Source organism: Pseudomonas sp. NPDC086566 (genome assembly GCF_050280885.1).
Taxonomy (GTDB): domain Bacteria; phylum Pseudomonadota; class Gammaproteobacteria; order Pseudomonadales; family Pseudomonadaceae; genus Aquipseudomonas; species Aquipseudomonas vlassakiae.
On sequence record NZ_JBNNWD010000012.1, the window covers coordinates 39,712 to 59,721 of the forward strand.

The window sequence follows — 20,010 nt, forward strand, 5'->3', positions numbered from 1 at the left end:
TGCAAGGGCGGTAGCCTTACATGTTCGGGTAGTTCGGCCCGCCAGCGCCTTCAGGGGTGACCCAGGTGATGTTCTGGGCCGGGTCCTTGATGTCGCAGGTCTTGCAGTGTACGCAGTTCTGCGCGTTGATCTGGAAGCGCTTGCTGCCGTCTTCCTGGCTGACCACTTCGTACACGCCTGCCGGGCAGTAACGCTGGGCGGGTTCGTCGTACAGCGGCAGGTTGCTGGCGATCGGTACGTTCGGGTCGGTCAGCTTCAGGTGGCAGGGTTGTTCCTCTTCGTGGTTGGTGCTGGAGAGGAATACCGAGCTGAGCTTGTCGAAGCTGAGCTTGCCGTCCGGTTTCGGGTAGTCGATCTTTTTCGACTCGGACGCCAGCTTGAGGCAGGCGTAGTCCGGCTTGGTGTCGTGCAAGGTGAACGGCAGCTTGCCGCCGAACCAGTTCTGGTCGACATAGTTGAAGGCACCGCCCAGCAGTGGCCCGAACTTGTGCAGCGCAGGGCCGAAGTTGCGGCTGGCGAACAGTTCTTCATACAGCCAGCTGGCCTTGAAGGCGCTGACGTAACCGTCGAGCTGGTCACCGCCCTCGCTGCCGGCGATCAGTGCATCGGCCACCGCGTCGGCGGCGAGCATGCCGGACTTCATCGCGGTATGGCTGCCCTTGATCTTGGAGAAGTTCAGGGTGCCGAGGTCGCAGCCGATCAGTGCGCCGCCATTGAATACCATTTTCGGCAGCGAGTTCAGGCCGCCCTTGCAGATGGCACGGGCGCCGTAGCTGATGCGCTTGCCGCCTTCGAGGTACTGGCTCATCACCGGGTGGTGCTTGAGGCGCTGGAATTCATCGAATGGCGACAGGTACGGGTTGGCGTAGGAGAGGTCGACGATCAGGCCGACGACCACCTGGTTGTTTTCCAGGTGATAGAGGAAAGACCCGCCGGTGTTGTCCTTGCTGGTCACGTCCAGCGGCCAGCCGGCGGTGTGCACGACCAGGCCTTGCTCGTGCCTGGCCGGGTCGATTTCCCAGATTTCCTTCAGGCCAATGCCGTAGTGCTGGGCGTCGGCTTCGCTGTCGAGGTTGAAGCGCTTGATCAGTTGCTTGCCGATATGGCCACGGCAACCCTCGGCGAACAGGGTGTACTTGGCGCGCAGTTCCATGCCCGGGGTATACAGGCCGTCCTTCGGGTTGCCTTCGCGATCGACACCCAGGTCGCCGGTGATGATGCCGCGGACTACACCGTTTTCGTCGAACAACGCTTCCTGGGCGGCGAAGCCCGGGTAGATTTCCACGCCCAGGTTTTCCGCCTGCTGGGCCAGCCAGCGGCACAGGTTGCCCAGGGAGATGATGTAGTTGCCCTGGTTATGCATGGTCTTGGGCACGAACAGGTCAGGGACCTTGGTCGAGCTGCCCGCGTCCTTGAGCACATAGATATCGTCGCGCTTCACTTCGGTGTTGAGCGGTGCGCCGAGTGCTTTCCAGTCGGGGAACAACTCGTTCAGGGCGCGGGGCTCGAACACCGCGCCGGAGAGAATATGAGCACCTACTTCGGAGCCTTTTTCCACCACGCAGACGCTGATCTCGCTACCGGCTTCGGCGGCCTTCTGCTTCAGTCGGCAGGCGGCGGACAGGCCGGCAGGGCCTGCGCCGACGATGACCACGTCGAATTCCATGTATTCGCGTTCCACAGGTTCTCTCCTACTCATCAAGGCTCGTGCTGTTGCTATGTCTTATGGGTGCTTGCGTGCGGCGGCGCTTCACTGCCGCAAAACTGTAGCTACGCAATGGACGGACTACACCGTTTTGTCTTGGCGCGCATTATATCTACACCACTTGGCGGGTCCAATACAAACGTTTGTTTGAATTTGCCGGAGCCCAGTAAAATCACAGGAGCGCGGCTGGAAGGTGACCGATTTGCCGTATTGACCGGATTGGGTGTTACGGTCAAGATACGAGCGGTTTTACGTTCGCCGTAGGCTTGCAGCCGGGCGCAGGTACACCTCTAAAGACCAGGTGTGGAGCAGGGTTGTCGGCGTGAATGCCGATTTGTAGTGGAGTTTACACGCCACGACAGAAAATGACCCGTGGGTATTTGCCGCAACAGTCGCGACAAGACCGTTCGGTCATTCTGAAGTATGCCCCTCCCGGTACGTTTTTAGAGGTGCCCTTGTACCCACGCGCATCGCAGGGCTCTGCCCCAGGCGACTATCTATTCACCGGAGAGTAACGAGGAATCCATGAAGGTTCTTGTAGCTGTCAAACGAGTGGTCGACTACAACGTCAAGGTTCGCGTCAAGGCGGACAACTCCGGCGTCGACCTTGCTAACGTCAAGATGTCCATGAACCCCTTCTGCGAAATCGCCGTGGAAGAAGCCGTACGCCTGAAGGAAAAGGGCGTTGCCACCGAGATCGTTGTTGTCTCCGTCGGCCCGGCCACTGCTCAGGAGCAGCTGCGTACTGCCCTGGCCCTGGGTGCCGACCGCGCCATCCTGGTCGAAGCCGCTGACGAGCTGAATTCCCTGGCCGTAGCCAAGGCGCTGAAAGCCGTTGTCGACAAGGAGCAGCCTCAGCTGGTCATCCTCGGCAAGCAGGCCATCGACAGTGACAACAACCAGACCGGCCAGATGCTGGCCGCGCTGACCGGCTTCGCCCAGGGCACCTTCGCCTCCAAGGTCGAAGTCGCTGACAACAAGCTGAACGTCACTCGAGAAATCGACGGCGGCCTGCAGACCGTTTCGCTGAACCTGCCGGCCATCGTCACCACCGACCTGCGCCTGAACGAGCCACGCTACGCGTCGCTGCCGAACATCATGAAGGCCAAGAAGAAGCCGCTGGAAACCCTCACTCCAGACGCGCTGGGCGTTTCCCTCGCCTCCACCAACAAGACCCTGAAAGTCGAAGCGCCGGCTGCCCGCAGCGCTGGCATCAAGGTCAAATCGGTGGCCGAACTGGTCGAGAAGCTGAAGAACGAAGCGAAGGTAATCTAAATGACTATCCTGGTTGTCGCTGAATACGAGAACGGTGCCGTAGCCCCGGCCACCCTGAACACCGTCGCCGCTGCCGCCAAGATCGGTGGTGATATCCATGTACTGGTCGCAGGCGCAAACGTCGGTGGCGTCGCCGAAGCCGCTGCCAAGATCGCTGGCGTGGCCAAGGTGCTGGTTGCCGATAACGCCGCCTACGCCCATGTGCTGCCGGAAAACGTCGCGCCGCTGATCGTCGAGCTGGCCAAGGGCTACAGCCACGTACTGGCTCCGGCCACCACCAATGGCAAGAACATCCTGCCACGCGTCGCTGCGCTGCTGGACGTGGACCAGATCTCCGAGATCATCTCGGTCGAGTCCGCCGATACCTTCAAGCGCCCGATCTACGCCGGTAACGCCATTGCCACCGTGCAATCGAGCGCCGCCATCAAGGTCATCACTGTGCGTACCACTGGTTTCGACGCCGTGGCCGCCGAAGGTGGTTCGGCTGCCGTGGAAGCTGTCGCCGCTGCGCACAACGCGGGTATCTCCGCCTTCGTTGGCGAAGAGCTGGCCAAGTCCGACCGCCCAGAGCTGACCGCTGCCAAGATCGTCGTGTCCGGCGGCCGTGGCATGGGCAACGGTGACAACTTCAAGCACCTGTACAGCCTGGCCGACAAGCTCGGCGCTGCCGTCGGTGCCTCGCGCGCCGCCGTCGACGCAGGCTTCGTGCCGAACGATATGCAAGTCGGCCAGACCGGCAAGATCGTCGCGCCTCAGCTGTACATCGCCGTCGGTATCTCCGGCGCGATCCAGCACCTGGCGGGCATGAAGGATTCCAAGGTGATCGTCGCGATCAACAAGGATGAAGAAGCGCCGATCTTCCAGGTCGCCGACTACGGCCTGGTTGCCGACCTCTTCGAGGCCGTTCCAGAGCTGGAAAAGCTGGTCTGATCCGCCTGCTTCACTTATAAAGAAGCCCGGCCCTCGCTCTGAGGGCCGGGCTTTTTTGTTGCCGGGCAAGGAGTGAAGGATGGTATTGCGCGAAGCGGGCAAGGTGCTGGCATGCATGGTGGCGCTGCTGTCGCCGACGGTGATGGCGGCAGGCAAGTGCGAGCGCCTGGTGGCCACCGGCAGCCCGGACGCACCGCCCTATTCCTGGCAGGACCCGCTCGACCCGAAACACCTGGTCGGTGCCAATGTCGACCTGTTGCGCCAGGTCCTCGGCGAATTGGGCGTGAAAGTCGAGGTGCTCAGTGCCGGTCGGCGCGATCAGGCGCTGGAGGAGGTGCGCAGCGGGCGCATGGACTTGCTGCTCGACACCCCCATGCAAGTGGAGCAGTTGACTGCGTTGGACTACATCCACCCGCCGTTGCAGCTCAATGAATACCTGGTCTGGACCCGCCACGATGCCACGCTGGCATTCGACGGCCCGGCAGACCTGGCCAGGTACCAGGGCAGCCTCTCCGAGCGTGCGCGCCTGACGCCGGCGTTCACCGCTTTCGCCAAGGCCCAGCTGAAGCTGGATCCGGCGCAGAACCTCACCCAGGCCTTCCAGAAACTGGTGCTGGGCCAGGTCGATTATGTGCTGGCAGGGCGCTACTCGGGCATGGCAATGACCCAGAGCCTGGGCATGAGCAACAACCTCATCGCCCGCGGCTTGCCGGTTGACCGCCCAGGCCTGTACCTCGCCGTGTCGCATAATTCGGCTTGCAATGACGCGTGGTTGCGTGGGCAATTGGCTAAAAAGCTGACAGAATTGCCAGTCTCCGGTGCGTCCGAAGCCGTGCTGCAGCGTAATGTCGAGCGCTGGAAGGCGCAGATGCAAGTGCAGGCGGACGCCCCAAAACATTAGGAAGAGTGCGTGAGAACCCAATCCCTTATCCTGGCCGTGGCCATGCTCGGCCTGGCAGGCTGCGCCAACGACCCGGCGCCCAATGAGCAGATGCGCATTACCGAGCAGGCGCTGGAACAGGCCAAGGCCGTTGGTGCCACCGACCAGGTCGAGGCGCTGAAGCTGGCCGAAGACAAGTTGGCCCGGGCCAAGACCAACATGCTGACCGAAGACTACCGTGACGCACGCATGCGTGCCGAGCAGGCCGAACTGGACGCCCGCCTGGCCGAGGCGCAGGTGCTGAACCAGAAGAGCGAAGAGCAGCTTCAGTTGCTGCAATCGCGGGTCAAGCGCTTGCGCAAGCAGTTGGAGGTGCAGCCATGATCCGCCTCGATGCGAAAACCGTACTGGCACTGCTGGTGCTGTCGGCTGGCTTGCAGGGCTGTGCCAGCCAGCGCAGTTCGGCGGCGCTGGATGATGCGACGGTGGCCTTCCAGAAGGTCAAGGACGATGCCGACGTACTGCGCAGCGCCCCGCGTGACGTGCTTCGTGCCGGTGAGTCGCTGTCCCGCGCCGAGCGCCTCTCCGGCTACATCGGTACGGGCAGCGACGTGCGCCACTATGCCTACCTGAGCCAGCGCTACAGTGAGATCGCCAGCGAGCATGCCAGGCTGGCGCTGAGCGAGGAGCGACGGGCCAAGCTCGACCTTGAGCGCCAGCGTCTCCAGCTGGCTTTGCGAGAGGCGAAATTGGCCAGTGTGCAGCAGCAGGGCAAGTGGCTGGAAACCCAGATTGCCGCGTTGGCCTCGGAGCAGGCCGACCGAGGTCTGGTGATGACCCTGAGCGATGTGCTGTTCGATACCGGCAGTGCCGACCTGAAGAACTCGGCCAGCCGCACCGTGCTCAAGCTGGTGCAGTTCCTCCAGCTCAATCCGCGCCGCGTGGTGCGGATCGAAGGTTATACCGACAGCACTGGCGCGCCTGAGGACAACCTCAAGCTGTCGCGCGATCGTGCCCAATCGGTGGCTGACATGCTGGTCGACCTGGGCATCGATGAGAAGCGCATGCAGGTCGAAGGCTACGGCGACCAGTACCCGATCGAGGCCAATGCGTCCGAGCGGGGCAGGGCGCAGAACCGTCGGGTCGAGATCGTCTTCTCCGACGACAAGGGCAGGCTCGCGCCGGCGCGCTGAATGGCCTGAAAAGGGGCCGCTTTGCGGTCCCGGTGGGTTAATCGTTTAGACAGGCGTCACACAACTGAAGTGTTGACTTGTCTGCCATCTGTCCCAGTACACTTTGCAACTGTTACGGTATGCTCTACCGTCAGTAAGTCGTACAAGAACAACAGGCCGCCTGCGCATCGAGATACCGCCATGACCAACCTGCTGCTGTACCAGCGTATCGCCCAGCAACTGGCCGATGACATCCGTCGCGGTGTCTATCAGCCAGGCGAGCGCGTACCGTCTGTGCGCAAGATGAGTGCCCAGCTCAACGTCAGCCATGCCACGGTGTTGCAGGCCTACGCCAATCTCGAGGATCAGGGCTTGATCCGGGCCCGGCCGCAGTCAGGCTACTACGTGCACCAGACGCCCGCCCTGACCGCACAGACCCCGGATATCGCCCGCGTCGAGCGCCCCGGGCTGGTTACACGGGCCAGCATCATTCAGCAGGTGCTGACCGAGGCGCGTCGCGATGGCGTGTTCCCGTTCGGCGCCGCCGTGCCGCACGTCGACTACTTGCCGGTGCGTGCGCTGCATCAGCAGATCGCCAAGGTCACCCGCTTTCACAGCCCACGTGCCTTCAGCTATATGTTCAGCCCCGGCTTCGAGCCGCTGCGCAGGCAGATCGCAATCCGAATGCGCGATGCCGGTGTGCTGGTCGACCCGCGGGAGGTGATCGTCACACATGGCTGTGTCGATGCCTTGCAGATGTCGTTGCGGGTGCTGACCCGCCCGGGGGACCTGATCGCGGCCGAGTCGCCGACCTATTACGGGCTCTTGCAGTTGGCGGACCTGCTGGGGCTGAAGGTCATCGAAATCCCCAGTGACCCGTCCACTGGCATCAGCCTTGAAGCTTTGCAACTGGCCGCCAACCAGTGGTCGATCAAGGCCCTGGTGCTCACCACGCGCCTGAGCAATCCGCTGGGTGGTACGGTGCCTGAGGAGCGGCAGAAACAATTGCTGCGCCTGGCGTCGGACTTCGATATCCAGATCGTCGAAGACGATATCTACGGCGAGCTTATGTTCGAGCAGGGCAAGACCAAGGCGCTCAAGGCCTTCGACCGGCTGGACCGGGTCATCTACTGCTCGAGCTTTTCCAAGACCCTTTCGCCCGGGGTTCGGGTTGGCTGGATGGTGGCAGGGCGTTACCAGGATGAAATCCAGCGCCTGCAGACCTTCACCACCCATTCGGCGTGCAGCGTGACGCAGATGGGTGTGGCGGCTTATCTGGAGAACGGTGGCTACGACCGGCACCTGCGCTATATCCGCCAGGAGTACCGCAAGAACCTCAGCGCCTACCAGTTGGCGGTGCAGCAGCACTTCCCGGAAGGTACCCAGATGACCCGGCCAACCGGCGGTTTCATCCTCTGGGTCAGCCTGCCGGGGCGGGTCAATACTCAGGAGTTGCATGTGCGTGCGCTGGAGCAGGGCATCAGTATCGCGCCCGGGCTGATCTTCAGTAACACCGAGCAGTTCAACCACTGCATTCGGCTCAACTGTGGCATTCCATGGAACAAGGAGGCTGAAAGGGCGGTCATCACGCTCGGGCTTTTGGCCCAGCAATTATGCAGAGAATCGCAGTCCTCACTTTTGTAGGCTTGCCAGCGACGGGCGGAACGGGGAGCATACGCACTTTTCCAGCCCCGTCTGCCTGTCGATGTCAATGAAACTGTTGCGAAGTGCTGCCCTGATAATCTGTATCGCCCCGTTCTACCTGCCTTACGGTGTGGTTCAGGCTGCGCAGCCTGCTGCCCAGGTTCAGGCGGGGCATGACAAGGCAGCGGGCAAGTCGCCAGCAAAGGCCAAGCCTGCGGCCAGCAAGGCTAAAGCCAAACCCAAGCCCAAGCCCAAGCCTGTCAGCAAGGCGGTCACGCAGCCATTGCCCAAGGCCAGGTTGGACCTGAGCCTGCCGACCGATATGGTCAAGAATCTCGAGCCTGAAGTGGGTGATCCTGCGACCCGCCGCAAACCTTTGCTGCCGGCCATGTTCACGGAAAAACCGGAAACCAGCGACAGCCCGTTCCAGCTCAACGGCCGCTTGATCAGCAACGAGATGCAGCTGCAGCTGCGCAATGAAAGTCGCCATGATGTGGAAGGCGCGGCCATCGAATTCCAGTTCCGCAATTGAGCAGGCTCAACTGACTGCCGGGTCACGGCCGATTTCATCGGCTCAGCAATTTAAAACGCATGTTTGAGCGGTTACTATCCAGGGACGTTCGTCCCGTTTTGTTCCAGGGAGTCCTGATTCAGCCATGAAGTGTCGTGAGGGTTGTGGTGCCTGCTGCATCGCCCCATCCATCAGCTCGGCGATGCCGCGCATGCCCCAGGGCAAGCCGGCGGGCGAGCGCTGCCTGCACCTGACAGCGGAGAACCTCTGCGACCTGTTCGGCAAGCCCGAGCGGCCGGCGGTGTGTGGCGGGTTCAAGGCCGATATCGAGGTGTGCGGCAATGACCGCGACGAGGCAATCAGGATTCTTGGCTGGTGGGAGCAGATGACGGCGGCGTGAGAGGCTGGATCTTCGACAACAAGGATAAACATGATGAGATCGTTCAAGCGTATTGCACTGCTGTGTGGCATGGGTGTGCTGCTGGCGCCGGCGGCCTGGGCCGAGAACTGGCAGGTGGCCAAGGACGAGGAGGGGATCAAGGTCTCGCTCAGTGAGGTGCCGGGCTCCAAGTACAAGGCCTACCAGGGCGTGACCGTCATCAAGGCGCCATTGGCCAAGGTGCAGGCGCTGCAGGAGGATGTGGCAGGGGCTTGCTCATGGATTCACGAATGCAAGTCACAAAAGCTGCTCAAGCACGAAGGCGACCAGAGCTGGACCTACACCCAGTTCAATACGCCGTGGCCGGTGACGCCGCGCGACTCGGTGTTGCACGTGACCACGGTCAAGGGGGCGGACGGCAGCTTGACGCGAAACCTCAAAGAAGAGCCGACGTATATCCCGGAAGAAAAGGGCTTCGTGCGGGTGGCGAAGGTGGAAGGTTTCTGGAGGCTGGTGCCCAAGGGTGACAGTACCGAAGTGACTTACCAGGTGCACACCGAGCCGGGCGGTAGCGTGCCCTCGATGATCGCCAACAAGTTCGTGGTCGATTCGCCGTTCAATACCCTCAAGGCGTTGCGCGAGCGCGCCGAGAAGAACTGAGATCGACTCGCCGCCAAGGCAATAAAAAAGGCTGCCCGAGGGCAGCCTTTTGCGTTCGGCCGGTAAGGCTTACTTGCGGTCCTTCAGCTCGACGATGTCGCGCTGCAGTTCGCCGGTGTAGAGCTGGCGAGGGCGGCCGATCTTGTACGGGCTGGAGAGCATTTCTTTCCAGTGCGAGATCCAGCCGACAGTGCGTGCCAGGGCGAAGATCACGGTGAACATGCTGGTCGGAATGCCGATCGCCTTCAGGATGATGCCCGAGTAGAAGTCGACGTTCGGGTACAGCGAGCGCTCGATGAAGTACGGATCGGTCAGGGCGATCTCTTCCAGGCGCATGGCCAGTTCCAGCTGCGGATCGTTCTTGATGCCCAGCTCGCCCAGGACTTCGTCGCAGGTCTTCTTCATCACGGTGGCGCGCGGGTCACGGTTCTTGTAAACGCGGTGACCGAAGCCCATCAGCTTGAACGGGTCGTTCTTGTCCTTGGCCTTGGCGATGTACTTGTCGATGTTCGAGACATCGCCAATTTCATCGAGCATGGTCAGCACCGCTTCGTTCGCGCCGCCGTGGGCCGGGCCCCACAGTGCGGCGATACCGGCAGCGATACAGGCGAACGGGTTGGCACCCGAGGAGCCTGCCAGGCGCACGGTCGAGGTGGAGGCGTTCTGCTCGTGGTCGGCGTGGAGGATGAAGATCCGGTCCATTGCCTTGGCCAGTACCGGGCTGATCGGTTTGATCTCGCACGGGGTGTTGAACATCATGTGCAGGAAGTTTTCCGCGTACGACAGGTCGTTGCGCGGATACATCATCGGCTGGCCCATGGAGTACTTGTAAACCATCGCGGCCAGGGTCGGCATCTTGGCGACCAGGCGCACCGCGGAGATTTCGCGGTGTTGCGGGTTATTGATGTCCAGGGAGTCGTGATAGAACGCCGAGAGGGCGCCGACCACGCCGCACATCACCGCCATCGGGTGAGCATCGCGGCGGAAGCCGTTGAAGAAGGATTTCAGCTGCTCGTGAACCATCGTGTGGTTCTTGACGGTGCTGACGAACTGGGCCTTCTGCTCGGCATTCGGCAACTCGCCGTTGAGCAGCAGGTAGCAGGTTTCCAGGTAATCCGATTGCTCGGCGAGCTGTTCGATGGGGTAGCCGCGGTGCAGCAGCACGCCCTTGTCGCCGTCGATGTAGGTGATCTTCGACTCGCACGAGGCAGTCGCCATGAAACCAGGGTCGAAGGTGAAGTGACCAGTGGCCCCCAACCCGCGGACGTCGATTACATCAGGACCAACGGTGCCGGTTAAAATGGGCAGCTCGACGGGGGCAGCGCCCTCGATGACCAACTGCGCTTTTTTGTCAGCCATGTGGCCTCCTATTAATGCTTGAAATCATCAGACAGCCCCCCACGCAGGGCCCGCACCACTATAGAGAAGTAAATTCGAATGTCAATTTGCCTAAAGGCTGGTTGAAAGGGCCTTCGAGGCCTGATTTTTCACGAAATTCTCGCCCATTTACGCCTTTTGCTCGCTAAAGGCAATCCGCTATTTGGGCTACCCCGTCACGTTGTCATAAGCAGCCTAACTGTCTATACTCGGCACCCGACTCCCAGGGGCTTGCAAGCCCGAACTGCTGGGGGTCGCCGTTCCCTGGGTGGTGGGTACCTGACCAGTACACTTACCAACAACTTTGCCCTGATTCGCTAGGGGCTCTTCAGTGTGAAAAAAGCCGTGAAAAGCCAACGACCTGTAAACCTAGACCTAAGGACCATCAAGCTTCCTGTCACTGCGTACACGTCCATTCTGCACCGTATCTCCGGCGTCATCCTGTTCCTCGGCCTTGCCATCATGCTTTATGCACTGGGCAAGTCGCTGGGTTCCGAGGAAGGCTTCGGCGAGGTGAAGGCGTGTCTGACCAGCCCGCTGGCCAAGTTCGTGACCTGGGGCCTGCTGTCCGCCCTGCTTTATCACCTCGTGGCAGGTGTACGCCACCTGATCATGGACATGGGCATCGGTGAGACGCTGGAAGGCGGCAAGCTGGGCTCGAAAATCGTGATCGTCATCTCCGTGGTGCTGATCGTTCTGGTGGGAGTTTGGGTATGGTAACCAATGTCACGAACCTGTCGCGTTCGGGCCTCTATGACTGGATGGCGCAGCGCGTATCGGCGGTCGTTCTCGCGGCTTACTTCATTTTCCTGATCGGCTACGTGGTTTGCCACCCAGGCATCGACTACACCCAGTGGCATGGTCTGTTCTCCAACAACGCGATGCGGATCTTCAGTCTGCTGGCCCTCGTTGCCCTGGGCGCTCACGCCTGGGTCGGCATGTGGACCATCGCCACCGACTACCTGACGCCGATGTCGTTCGGCAAGTCGGCGACTGCGATTCGTTTCCTGTTCCAGGCGGTATGCGGCGTTGCGATGTTCGCTTACTTCGTCTGGGGTGTGCAGATTCTCTGGGGTATCTGATCCATGGCTAGCATTCCAACCATTTCCTTCGACGCCATCATCATCGGTGGCGGCGGCGCCGGCATGCGCGCAGCGCTGCAGCTGGCCCAGGGCGGTCACAAGACTGCCGTGGTCACCAAGGTCTTCCCGACCCGTTCGCACACCGTATCCGCCCAGGGTGGCATCACCTGCGCCATCGCTTCGGCCGACCCGAACGACGACTGGCGCTGGCACATGTACGATACCGTCAAGGGTTCCGACTACATCGGTGACCAGGACGCTATCGAATACATGTGTCAGGAAGGCCCTGCTGCGGTCTTCGAGCTGGACCACATGGGCCTGCCGTTCTCGCGTACCGAAACCGGCCGTATCTACCAGCGCCCGTTCGGTGGTCAGTCCAAGGACTTCGGTAAAGGTGGCCAGGCCGCCCGTACCTGTGCTGCATCCGACCGTACCGGTCACGCGCTGCTGCACACCCTGTACCAGGGCAACCTGAAGGCCGGCACCACCTTCCTCAACGAGTACTACGCGGTTGACCTGGTGAAGAACCAGGACGGCGCATTCGTGGGTGTGATCGCGATCTGCATCGAAACCGGCGAAACCCTGTACATCAAGTCCAAGGCCACCGTACTGGCCACTGGCGGTGCCGGCCGTATCTACGCCTCCACCACCAACGCCCTGATCAACACTGGTGACGGCATCGGCATGGCCCTGCGTGCAGGCGTACCGGTGCAGGATATCGAAATGTGGCAGTTCCACCCGACCGGCATCGCCGGCGCCGGTGTACTGGTCACCGAAGGTTGCCGCGGTGAAGGTGGCTACCTGATCAACGCCCACGGCGAGCGCTTCATGGAGCGTTACGCGCCGAATGCGAAGGACCTGGCCGGCCGCGACGTGGTCGCCCGTTCCATGGTCAAGGAAATCATCGCCGGCAACGGCGTGGGTCCGAACAAGGACCACGTACTGCTGAAGCTGGACCACCTGGGCGAGGAAGTGCTGCACAGCCGCCTGCCAGGTATCTGCGAACTGTCCAAGACCTTCGCCCACGTCGACCCGGTCGTCGCGCCGGTCCCGGTCGTTCCGACCTGCCACTACATGATGGGCGGCGTTGCCACCAACATTCATGGCCAGGCCATCACCATGGACGCCGAAGGCAAGGACCAGATCATTCCAGGCCTGTTCGCCGTAGGTGAAGTGGCGTGCGTATCGGTACACGGTGCCAACCGCCTGGGCGGCAACTCGCTGCTCGACCTGGTGGTGTTCGGCCGTGCCGCCGGCCTGCACCTGGAGAAGTCGCTGAGCGAAGGCGTGGAATACCGCGATGCCAGCGATACCGATATCGATGTGGCCCTGAACCGCCTGAACAAGCTCAACGAGCGTACTTCCGGTGAAGACGTTGCCAGCCTGAAGCGCGAGCTGCAGAGCTGCATGCAGAACTACTTCGGTGTATTCCGTACTGGCGAATACATGCAGAAGGGTATCGAGCAGCTGGCTGGCCTGCGTGAGCGCATCGCCAACGTCAAGATCAACGACAAGTCCCAGGCCTTCAACACCGCGCGTATCGAAGCGCTGGAGCTGCAGAACCTGCTGGAAGTCGCCGAAGCTACCGCCATTGCGGCCGAAGCCCGTAAAGAGTCCCGCGGCGCTCACGCCCGTGAAGACTTCGAAGACCGTGACGACGAAAACTGGCTGTGCCACACCCTGTACTACCCGGGTGAGAAGCGCGTTGCCAAGCGTGGTGTCAACTTTGCGCCGAAGACTGTTCCAGCCTTCGAACCAAAAGTCCGGACTTACTAAGGGTGGCTGCTATGTTGAAAGTCGAAGTTTATCGTTACAACCCGGACACCGACTCGGCGCCCAAGATGGAGTCGTTCGACGTCGATACCGGTGGCAAGGACCTGATGGTGCTGGACGTACTGGCGCTGATCAAGGAAAAGGACGAGGGCTTCTCGTACCGTCGCTCCTGCCGTGAAGGCGTTTGCGGTTCCGATGGCATGAACATGAACGGCAAGAATGGCCTGGCCTGCATCACTCCGCTGTCGGGCGTGGTCAAGGGCAACAAGCTGGTTCTGCGTCCACTGCCAGGCCTGCCGGTCATTCGTGACCTGGTGGTCGACATGAGCATCTTCTACAAGCAATACGAGAAGGTGAAGCCGTTCCTGCAGAACGACACGCCGGCTCCGGCCATCGAGCGCCTGCAGTCGCCGGAAGACCGCGACAAGCTGGACGGTCTGTACGAGTGCATCCTGTGCGCTTGCTGCTCGACTTCCTGCCCGTCGTTCTGGTGGAACCCGGACAAGTTCCTGGGCCCGGCCGCCCTGCTGCAGGCCTACCGTTTCCTGGCCGACAGCCGTGACACCAAGACCCAGGAGCGCCTGGCGTCCCTGGATGACCCGTTCAGCGTATTCCGCTGCCGCGGGATCATGAACTGCGTCAACGTTTGCCCGAAGGGTCTGAACCCGACCAAGGCAATCGGTCACGTACGTAACATGCTGCTGCAAAGCGGCACCTGATACAAAGCGTTGTAACTGCAGTATGCCGAGGTGCGGGCGCTGAGCCCGCACTGAGGTAAAACCTGAGCAAGGACCCAAAAAGCCCGCGCTCGATACCTATGAAGATATGAGACCAGCAGGGGCTTTCCGGGCTGGTACCCGGAAAATCAGCAGGATCCAAGTGGCGTGGTTCAGTCGCTTTATTTGGACTTTTCCAGGTTTGCTGTGGCTCTCGCCGATCAGTCCCCTAACCGAGGGTGACCAAGCATGCAAGAAAGCGTGATGCAGCGCATGTGGGATAGCGCCCACCTTTCAGGTGGTAACGCTGCATATGTGGAAGAGCTCTACGAGCTCTACCTGCACGACCCTAACGCTGTGCCAGAAGAGTGGCGCACTTACTTCCAGAAGTTGCCAGCCGACGGCAGCACCGCTACCGATGTATCGCACTCGACGATCCGCGACCATTTCGTACTGCTGGCAAAGAACCAGCGCCGCGCCCAACCGGTTTCCGCCGGGAGCGTGAGCACAGAACACGAGAAGAAGCAGGTTGAAGTTCTGCGACTGATCCAGGCCTATCGTATGCGCGGCCATCAGGCTGCCAAGCTCGACCCGTTGGGGTTGTGGCAGCGACCTGCGCCTGTAGACCTGTCGATCAATCACTACGGCTTGACCAATGCCGATCTTGATACGACCTTCCGTGCCGGCGACCTGTTCATCGGCAAAGAGGAGGCGAGCCTACGCGAGATCTTCGAGGCGCTCCAGAAGACATATTGTCGCACCATTGGCGCCGAGTTCACCCACATCGTCGATTCCGAGCAGCGCAGCTGGTTCCAGCAGCGTCTGGAAAGCGTGCGCGGCCGTCCGGAATTCTCGGTCGACGTGCAGACGCACCTGCTCGAGCGCGTGACCGCCGGTGAAGGTCTCGAGAAGTACCTGGGCACCAAGTATCCAGGCACCAAGCGTTTCGGCCTCGAGGGCGGCGAAAGCCTGATCCCGATGCTGGACGAGATGATCCAGCGCTCCGGCTCCTACGGCACCAAGGAAGTCGTGATCGGCATGGCCCACCGCGGCCGTCTGAACGTGCTGGTCAACACCTTCGGCAAGAACCCGCGCGAGCTGTTCGACGAGTTCGAAGGCAAGAAGATGAACGAGCTGGGCTCCGGTGACGTGAAGTATCACCAGGGCTTCTCCTCCAACGTGATGACCCCGGGTGGCGAAGTGCACCTGGCCATGGCGTTCAACCCGTCCCACCTGGAAATCGTCTCGCCAGTGGTGGAAGGTTCGGTGCGCGCGCGTCAGGACCGTCGCAACGACACCGTGGGTGACAAGGTTCTGCCGATCTCGATCCACGGCGACGCTGCGTTCGCTGGCCAGGGCGTGGTCATGGAAACCTTCCAGATGTCGCAGACCCGCGGTTTCAAGACCGGCGGTACCGTGCACATCGTGATCAACAACCAGGTCGGTTTCACCATCAGCAACCCGCTGGACGCACGCTCCACCGAGTATGCAACCGACGTCGCCAAGATGATTCAGGCGCCGATCCTGCACGTTAACGGTGACGATCCGGAAGCCGTGCTGTTCGTGACCCAGCTGGCTATCGATTACCGCATGCAGTTCAAGCGTGACGTGGTCATCGACCTGGTCTGCTACCGTCGTCGCGGCCACAACGAAGCCGACGAGCCGAACGGCACCCAGCCGCTGATGTACCAGCAGATCTCCAAGCAGCGCACCACCCGTGAGCTGTATGCCGATTCGCTGATCCAGGCCGGTCGCATCGACGCCGAGCGCGCCCAGGCCAAGATCGACGAGTACCGCAACGCGCTGGACAACGGCCTGCACGTGGTCAAGAGCCTGGTCAAGGAGCCGAACCGCGAGCTGTTCGTCGACTGGCGTCCCTACCTGGGCCACGCCTGGACCGCGCGTCACGACACCCGCTTCGACCTCAAGACCCTGCAGGACCTGTCGGCCAAGCTGCTGGAACTGCCGGAAGGCTTCGTCGTCCAGCGTCAGGTTGCGAAGATCTACGAAGATCGCCAGAAGATGCAGGCCGGTGGCTTGCCGATCAACTGGGGTTATGCAGAGACCATGGCTTACGCCACCCTGCAGTTCGAAGGTCACCCGATCCGCATGACCGGCCAGGACATCGGCCGTGGCACCTTCTCGCACCGTCATGCGGTGCTGCACAACCAGAAGGACGCCAGCACCTACGTACCGCTGAAGAACCTGTTCCCGGGCCAGCCGCGTTTCGAACTTTACGATTCTTTCCTGTCGGAAGAGGCGGTATTGGCGTTCGAATACGGCTACTCGACCACCACGCCGAACGCGCTGGTGATCTGGGAAGCCCAGTTCGGCGACTTCGCCAACGGTGCCCAAGTGGTGATCGACCAGTTCATCACCAGCGGCGAGCACAAGTGGGGCCGCCTGTGCGGTCTGACCATGCTGCTGCCACACGGTTATGAAGGGCAGGGGCCGGAGCACTCCTCCGCGCGTCTGGAGCGTTACCTGCAGCTGTGCGCCGAGCACAACATCCAGGTCTGCGTACCGACCACCCCGGCACAGATCTACCACCTGCTGCGTCGTCAGGTCATTCGCCCGCTGCGCAAGCCGCTGATCGTCCTCACGCCGAAGTCGCTGCTGCGTCACAAGCTGGCCGTCTCGACCCTGGAAGACCTGGCCGAAGGCTCGTTCCAGACCGTGATCCCGGAAATCGACAGCCTCGATCCGGCCAAGGTCGAACGCCTGATCCTGTGCGGCGGCAAGGTCTACTACGACCTGCTGGAAAAACGCCGTGCCGAAGGCCGCGAAGACATCGCCATCGTGCGTATCGAGCAGCTGTACCCGTTCCCGGAGGACGACCTGGTCGAAATCCTGGCGCCTTACACCAACCTCAAGCATGCGGTCTGGTGTCAGGAAGAGCCGATGAACCAGGGCGCCTGGTACAGCAGCCAGCACCATATGCGCCGTATCCTGGGCCGCCACAACAAGGCACTGGTCCTGGAATACGCCGGCCGCGACGCTTCTGCCGCGCCAGCCTGTGGTTACGCATCGAAGCACGCCGAGCAGCAGGAAAAACTGCTGCAAGACGCCTTCACTGTTTAATGCCTTCGCGCACCTGAAACCGAATTTAAGGAAACACAGATAATGGCTATCGAGATCAAAGCCCCAACCTTCCCGGAATCGGTTGCCGATGGCACCGTTGCCACCTGGCACAAGCAGCCGGGCGAGGCCGTCAAGCGTGACGAGCTGATCGTCGACATCGAGACCGACAAGGTCGTCCTGGAAGTACTGGCTACCGCCGACGGCGTGCTGGGCGCCATCGTCAAGGGCGAGGGCGACACCGTTCTGTCCGACGAAGTGCTGGGTTCGATCGTTGAAGGTGGTGCTGCTGCCGCTGCTCCCGCTGCCGCCCCGGCTGCTGCTGCTGCTCCGGCTGCCGCTGCTGCCGACGCTGGCGAGGAAGACCCGGTTGCTGCCCCGGCCGCGCGCAAGCTGGCTGAAGAAAACGGCATCGACCTGGCCAGCGTCGCTGGCACTGGCAAAGGTGGTCGCATCACCAAGGAAGACGTCGTCGCTGCCGTCGCCAACAAGAAGTCGGCCCCGGCTCCGGCTGCCAAGCCTGCTGCCGCTGCCGCTGCTGCCCCGGTTGTGGTTGCCGCTGGCGACCGCACCGAGAAGCGCGTGCCGATGACCCGCCTGCGTGCCAAGATCGCCGAGCGTCTGGTCGAAGCCCAGTCGAACATGGCCATGCTGACCACCTTCAACGAGGTCGACATGACCGAAGTCATGGCCCTGCGTTCGAAGTACAAGGACCTGTTCGAGAAGACCCACAACGGCGTACGCCTGGGCTTCATGTCGTTCTTCGTCAAGGCCGCTACCGAGGCCCTGAAGCGCTTCCCGGCGGTCAACGCCTCGATCGACGGCAACGACATCGTGTACCACGGCTTCGCCGACGTCGGTGTTGCCGTGTCGAGCGATCGTGGCCTGGTGGTTCCGGTGCTGCGTAACGCCGAGTCGATGAGCCTGGCTGAAATCGAAAACGGCATCGCCACCTTCGGCAAGAAGGCCCGTGACGGCAAGCTGTCGATCGAAGAGATGACCGGTGGTACCTTCACCATCACCAACGGCGGTACCTTCGGCTCGATGATGTCGACCCCGATCGTCAACCCGCCACAGGCTGCCATTCTGGGCATGCACAACATCATCCAGCGCCCGATGGCCATCAACGGCCAAGTGGTCATCCGTCCGATGATGTACCTGGCACTGTCCTACGATCACCGTCTGATCGATGGCAAAGAAGCGGTAACCTTCCTGGTCACCATCAAGAACCTGCTGGAAGATCCGTCTCGCCTGCTGCTGGACATCTAACCCTCTGGCTGCGTACCGTGCCGGCCCTGGCTTCGCAAGAAGCCGCGCCGCGCGGTCCGCGGCCTGTAGCTTGTAGCTGATAAGGAATCTTTTATGACCCAGAAATTCGACGTAGTGGTAATCGGTGCAGGTCCTGGCGGCTATGTGGCTGCCATCAAGGCCGCACAACTTGGTCTGAAGACTGCCTGTATCGAGAAGTACACCGACGCCGAGGGCAAGCTGGCCCTGGGCGGCACCTGCCTGAACGTAGGCTGCATCCCGTCCAAGGCGCTGCTGGACAGCTCCTGGAAGTACAAGGAAGCCAAAGAGAGCTTCAACGTCCACGGCATCTCCACTGGTGAAGTGAAGATGGACGTCGCCGCGATGGTTGGCCGCAAGGCCGGCATCGTGAAGAACCTGACCGGTGGCGTCGCCACCCTGTTCAAGGCCAATGGCGTGACCTCGATCCAGGGCCACGGCAAGCTGCTGGCAGGCAAGAAGGTCGAAGTCACCAAGGCTGACGGCACCACCGAAGTCATCGAGGCCGAGAACGTGATTCTGGCTTCCGGTTCGCGTCCGATCGACATTCCGCCGGCTCCGGTCGACCAGAACGTCATCGTCGACTCCACCGGCGCCCTGGAATTCCAGGCCGTGCCGAAGCGCCTGGGCGTGATCGGTGCTGGCGTGATCGGCCTGGAGCTGGGCTCGGTATGGGCTCGCCTGGGTGCTGAAGTCACCGTGCTGGAAGCCCTGGACACCTTCCTGATGGCTGCCGACACCGCCGTGTCGAAAGAAGCCCAGAAGACCCTGACCAAGCAAGGCCTGGACATCAAGCTGGGCGCTCGCGTCACTGGCTCGAAAGTCAACGGCAACGAAGTCGAAGTGACCTACACCAACGCCGAAGGCGAGCAGAAGATCACCTTCGACAAGCTGATCGTCGCGGTCGGCCGTCGTCCGGTGACCACCGATCTGCTGGCTGCAGACAGCGGCGTGACCATCGACGAGCGTGGCTACATCTATGTCGATGATTACTGCGCTACCAGCGTTCCGGGCGTCTATGCGATCGGTGACGTGGTGCGTGGCCTGATGCTGGCCCACAAGGCTTCGGAAGAGGGCATCATGGTGGTCGAGCGCATCAAGGGCCACAAGGCTCAGATGAACTATGACCTGATTCCTTCGGTTATCTACACCCACCCGGAAATCGCCTGGGTCGGCAAGACCGAACAAGCCTTGAAGGCCGAGGGTGTTGAGGTTAACGTAGGCACCTTCCCGTTCGCGGCCAGCGGCCGTGCGATGGCAGCCAACGATACCGGTGGTTTCGTCAAGGTCATCGCTGACGCCAAGACCGACCGCGTACTGGGTGTTCACGTGATTGGCCCATCGGCTGCCGAACTGGTACAGCAGGGCGCGATCGCAATGGAATTCGGCACCAGTGCCGAGGATCTGGGCATGATGGTCTTCAGCCATCCAACCCTGTCCGAAGCGCTGCATGAAGCAGCGCTGGCAGTGAATGGCGGCGCCATTCACGTGGCCAACCGTAAGAAGCGTTAATTATAAGAAACCACGGCGGGCTGCCCGTC

The 20,010-nt window shown here is 61.5% G+C and carries 18 protein-coding genes; 16 read left to right on the forward strand and 2 right to left on the reverse strand.

The window, feature by feature from the left end; genetic code table 11:
* Positions 1–16: 16 nt before the first annotated feature.
* Positions 17–1,699 carry an electron transfer flavoprotein-ubiquinone oxidoreductase gene (locus tag ACQKPS_RS24180; RefSeq protein WP_283725171.1) on the reverse strand — a complete coding sequence of 561 codons (1,683 nt, stop codon included), beginning with the start codon at positions 1,697–1,699 and terminating at the stop codon, positions 17–19.
* A 531-nt stretch (positions 1,700–2,230) separates the two neighbouring features.
* Here ACQKPS_RS24180 and ACQKPS_RS24185 point away from each other — a divergent pair.
* The 9 genes from ACQKPS_RS24185 (at position 2,231) to ACQKPS_RS24225 (ending at position 9,156) form a co-directional block, all read left to right on the forward strand.
* A complete protein-coding gene (locus ACQKPS_RS24185) occupies positions 2,231–2,980 on the forward strand; it encodes an electron transfer flavoprotein subunit beta/FixA family protein (RefSeq protein ID WP_254484560.1) in 750 nt (249 codons plus the stop codon).
* On the forward strand, positions 2,981–3,910 hold the full coding sequence (locus tag ACQKPS_RS24190) for an electron transfer flavoprotein subunit alpha/FixB family protein (RefSeq protein ID WP_254484562.1): 930 nt from the start codon (positions 2,981–2,983) through the stop codon (positions 3,908–3,910).
* A 79-nt stretch (positions 3,911–3,989) separates the two neighbouring features.
* Positions 3,990–4,811: a substrate-binding periplasmic protein gene (locus ACQKPS_RS24195; RefSeq protein WP_427605757.1), complete on the forward strand. Its 822-nt coding sequence runs from the start codon at positions 3,990–3,992 to the stop codon at positions 4,809–4,811.
* Positions 4,812–4,820: 9 nt separating this feature from the next.
* Complete coding sequence (locus ACQKPS_RS24200; RefSeq protein ID WP_254484566.1) at positions 4,821–5,174, forward strand: DUF4398 domain-containing protein; 354 nt, start codon at positions 4,821–4,823, stop codon at positions 5,172–5,174.
* On the forward strand, positions 5,171–5,983 hold the full coding sequence (locus ACQKPS_RS24205; RefSeq protein ID WP_254484568.1) for an OmpA family protein: 813 nt from the start codon (positions 5,171–5,173) through the stop codon (positions 5,981–5,983). Before ACQKPS_RS24200 ends, ACQKPS_RS24205 begins: the two co-directional genes overlap by 4 nt.
* 180 nt (positions 5,984–6,163) lie before the next feature.
* Positions 6,164–7,606: a PLP-dependent aminotransferase family protein gene (locus tag ACQKPS_RS24210; protein WP_054884063.1), complete on the forward strand. Its 1,443-nt coding sequence runs from the start codon at positions 6,164–6,166 to the stop codon at positions 7,604–7,606.
* Between the two features lie 67 nt (positions 7,607–7,673).
* Positions 7,674–8,138, forward strand: a complete 465-nt coding sequence (locus ACQKPS_RS24215; protein ID WP_254484570.1) for a hypothetical protein — start codon at positions 7,674–7,676, stop codon at positions 8,136–8,138.
* Between the two features lie 124 nt (positions 8,139–8,262).
* Positions 8,263–8,517 carry a YkgJ family cysteine cluster protein gene (locus ACQKPS_RS24220; protein ID WP_254484572.1) on the forward strand — a complete coding sequence of 85 codons (255 nt, stop codon included), beginning with the start codon at positions 8,263–8,265 and terminating at the stop codon, positions 8,515–8,517.
* Positions 8,518–8,550: 33 nt separating this feature from the next.
* Positions 8,551–9,156 carry an START domain-containing protein gene (locus ACQKPS_RS24225; protein ID WP_254485545.1) on the forward strand — a complete coding sequence of 202 codons (606 nt, stop codon included), beginning with the start codon at positions 8,551–8,553 and terminating at the stop codon, positions 9,154–9,156.
* A 69-nt stretch (positions 9,157–9,225) separates the two neighbouring features.
* Here the strand turns inward: ACQKPS_RS24225 and gltA are convergent, their stop codons facing one another.
* On the reverse strand, positions 9,226–10,515 hold the full coding sequence (gene gltA, locus ACQKPS_RS24230; RefSeq protein WP_054884059.1) for a citrate synthase: 1,290 nt from the start codon (positions 10,513–10,515) through the stop codon (positions 9,226–9,228).
* Positions 10,516–10,866: 351 nt separating this feature from the next.
* Between gltA and sdhC the strand changes: the two genes are divergently transcribed.
* The 7 genes from sdhC (at position 10,867) to lpdA (ending at position 19,981) form a co-directional block, all read left to right on the forward strand.
* Positions 10,867–11,253: a succinate dehydrogenase, cytochrome b556 subunit gene (gene sdhC, locus ACQKPS_RS24235; protein WP_012315350.1), complete on the forward strand. Its 387-nt coding sequence runs from the start codon at positions 10,867–10,869 to the stop codon at positions 11,251–11,253.
* Positions 11,247–11,615 carry a succinate dehydrogenase, hydrophobic membrane anchor protein gene (gene sdhD, locus ACQKPS_RS24240; protein ID WP_027921320.1) on the forward strand — a complete coding sequence of 123 codons (369 nt, stop codon included), beginning with the start codon at positions 11,247–11,249 and terminating at the stop codon, positions 11,613–11,615. Before sdhC ends, sdhD begins: the two co-directional genes overlap by 7 nt.
* Before the next feature lie 3 nt (positions 11,616–11,618).
* Positions 11,619–13,391 (forward strand): succinate dehydrogenase flavoprotein subunit, encoded by a 1,773-nt coding sequence (gene sdhA / locus ACQKPS_RS24245; RefSeq protein ID WP_099814143.1) that lies wholly within the window; start codon positions 11,619–11,621, stop codon positions 13,389–13,391.
* A gap of 11 nt (positions 13,392–13,402) precedes the next feature.
* The gene (locus tag ACQKPS_RS24250; protein ID WP_012315348.1) at positions 13,403–14,107 is read left to right on the forward strand and encodes a succinate dehydrogenase iron-sulfur subunit; all 705 of its coding nucleotides are present in this window, start codon (positions 13,403–13,405) and stop codon (positions 14,105–14,107) included.
* Positions 14,108–14,353: 246 nt separating this feature from the next.
* Positions 14,354–17,185: a 2-oxoglutarate dehydrogenase E1 component gene (locus ACQKPS_RS24255; protein ID WP_254484579.1), complete on the forward strand. Its 2,832-nt coding sequence runs from the start codon at positions 14,354–14,356 to the stop codon at positions 17,183–17,185.
* 42 nt (positions 17,186–17,227) lie between these two features.
* Positions 17,228–18,451, forward strand: a complete 1,224-nt coding sequence (gene odhB / locus ACQKPS_RS24260) for a 2-oxoglutarate dehydrogenase complex dihydrolipoyllysine-residue succinyltransferase (RefSeq protein WP_427605758.1) — start codon at positions 17,228–17,230, stop codon at positions 18,449–18,451.
* 93 nt (positions 18,452–18,544) lie between these two features.
* Positions 18,545–19,981, forward strand: coding sequence for a dihydrolipoyl dehydrogenase (gene lpdA, locus ACQKPS_RS24265; protein WP_054884055.1), 1,437 nt, complete (start codon positions 18,545–18,547; stop codon positions 19,979–19,981).
* Positions 19,982–20,010: the final 29 nt, after the last annotated feature.

What these genes read in the sequence shown, in the direction of transcription:
- odhB (WP_427605758.1), top strand. Translation starts at nt 17,228, where the DNA reads ATGGCTATCGAGATCAAAGCCCCAACCTTCCCGGAATCGGTTGCCGAT.
- ACQKPS_RS24255 (WP_254484579.1), top strand. Translation starts at nt 14,354, where the DNA reads ATGCAAGAAAGCGTGATGCAGCGCATGTGGGATAGCGCCCACCTTTCA.
- ACQKPS_RS24185 (WP_254484560.1), top strand. Translation starts at nt 2,231, where the DNA reads ATGAAGGTTCTTGTAGCTGTCAAACGAGTGGTCGACTACAACGTCAAG.
- ACQKPS_RS24220 (WP_254484572.1), top strand. Translation starts at nt 8,263, where the DNA reads ATGAAGTGTCGTGAGGGTTGTGGTGCCTGCTGCATCGCCCCATCCATC.
- ACQKPS_RS24180 (WP_283725171.1), bottom strand. Translation starts at nt 1,699, where the DNA reads ATGAGTAGGAGAGAACCTGTGGAACGCGAATACATGGAATTCGACGTG.
- lpdA (WP_054884055.1), top strand. Translation starts at nt 18,545, where the DNA reads ATGACCCAGAAATTCGACGTAGTGGTAATCGGTGCAGGTCCTGGCGGC.
- sdhA (WP_099814143.1), top strand. Translation starts at nt 11,619, where the DNA reads ATGGCTAGCATTCCAACCATTTCCTTCGACGCCATCATCATCGGTGGC.
- ACQKPS_RS24205 (WP_254484568.1), top strand. Translation starts at nt 5,171, where the DNA reads ATGATCCGCCTCGATGCGAAAACCGTACTGGCACTGCTGGTGCTGTCG.
- sdhD (WP_027921320.1), top strand. Translation starts at nt 11,247, where the DNA reads ATGGTAACCAATGTCACGAACCTGTCGCGTTCGGGCCTCTATGACTGG.
- ACQKPS_RS24190 (WP_254484562.1), top strand. Translation starts at nt 2,981, where the DNA reads ATGACTATCCTGGTTGTCGCTGAATACGAGAACGGTGCCGTAGCCCCG.
- ACQKPS_RS24225 (WP_254485545.1), top strand. Translation starts at nt 8,551, where the DNA reads ATGAGATCGTTCAAGCGTATTGCACTGCTGTGTGGCATGGGTGTGCTG.
- ACQKPS_RS24210 (WP_054884063.1), top strand. Translation starts at nt 6,164, where the DNA reads ATGACCAACCTGCTGCTGTACCAGCGTATCGCCCAGCAACTGGCCGAT.
- gltA (WP_054884059.1), bottom strand. Translation starts at nt 10,515, where the DNA reads ATGGCTGACAAAAAAGCGCAGTTGGTCATCGAGGGCGCTGCCCCCGTC.
- ACQKPS_RS24215 (WP_254484570.1), top strand. Translation starts at nt 7,674, where the DNA reads ATGAAACTGTTGCGAAGTGCTGCCCTGATAATCTGTATCGCCCCGTTC.
- ACQKPS_RS24250 (WP_012315348.1), top strand. Translation starts at nt 13,403, where the DNA reads ATGTTGAAAGTCGAAGTTTATCGTTACAACCCGGACACCGACTCGGCG.
- ACQKPS_RS24195 (WP_427605757.1), top strand. Translation starts at nt 3,990, where the DNA reads ATGGTATTGCGCGAAGCGGGCAAGGTGCTGGCATGCATGGTGGCGCTG.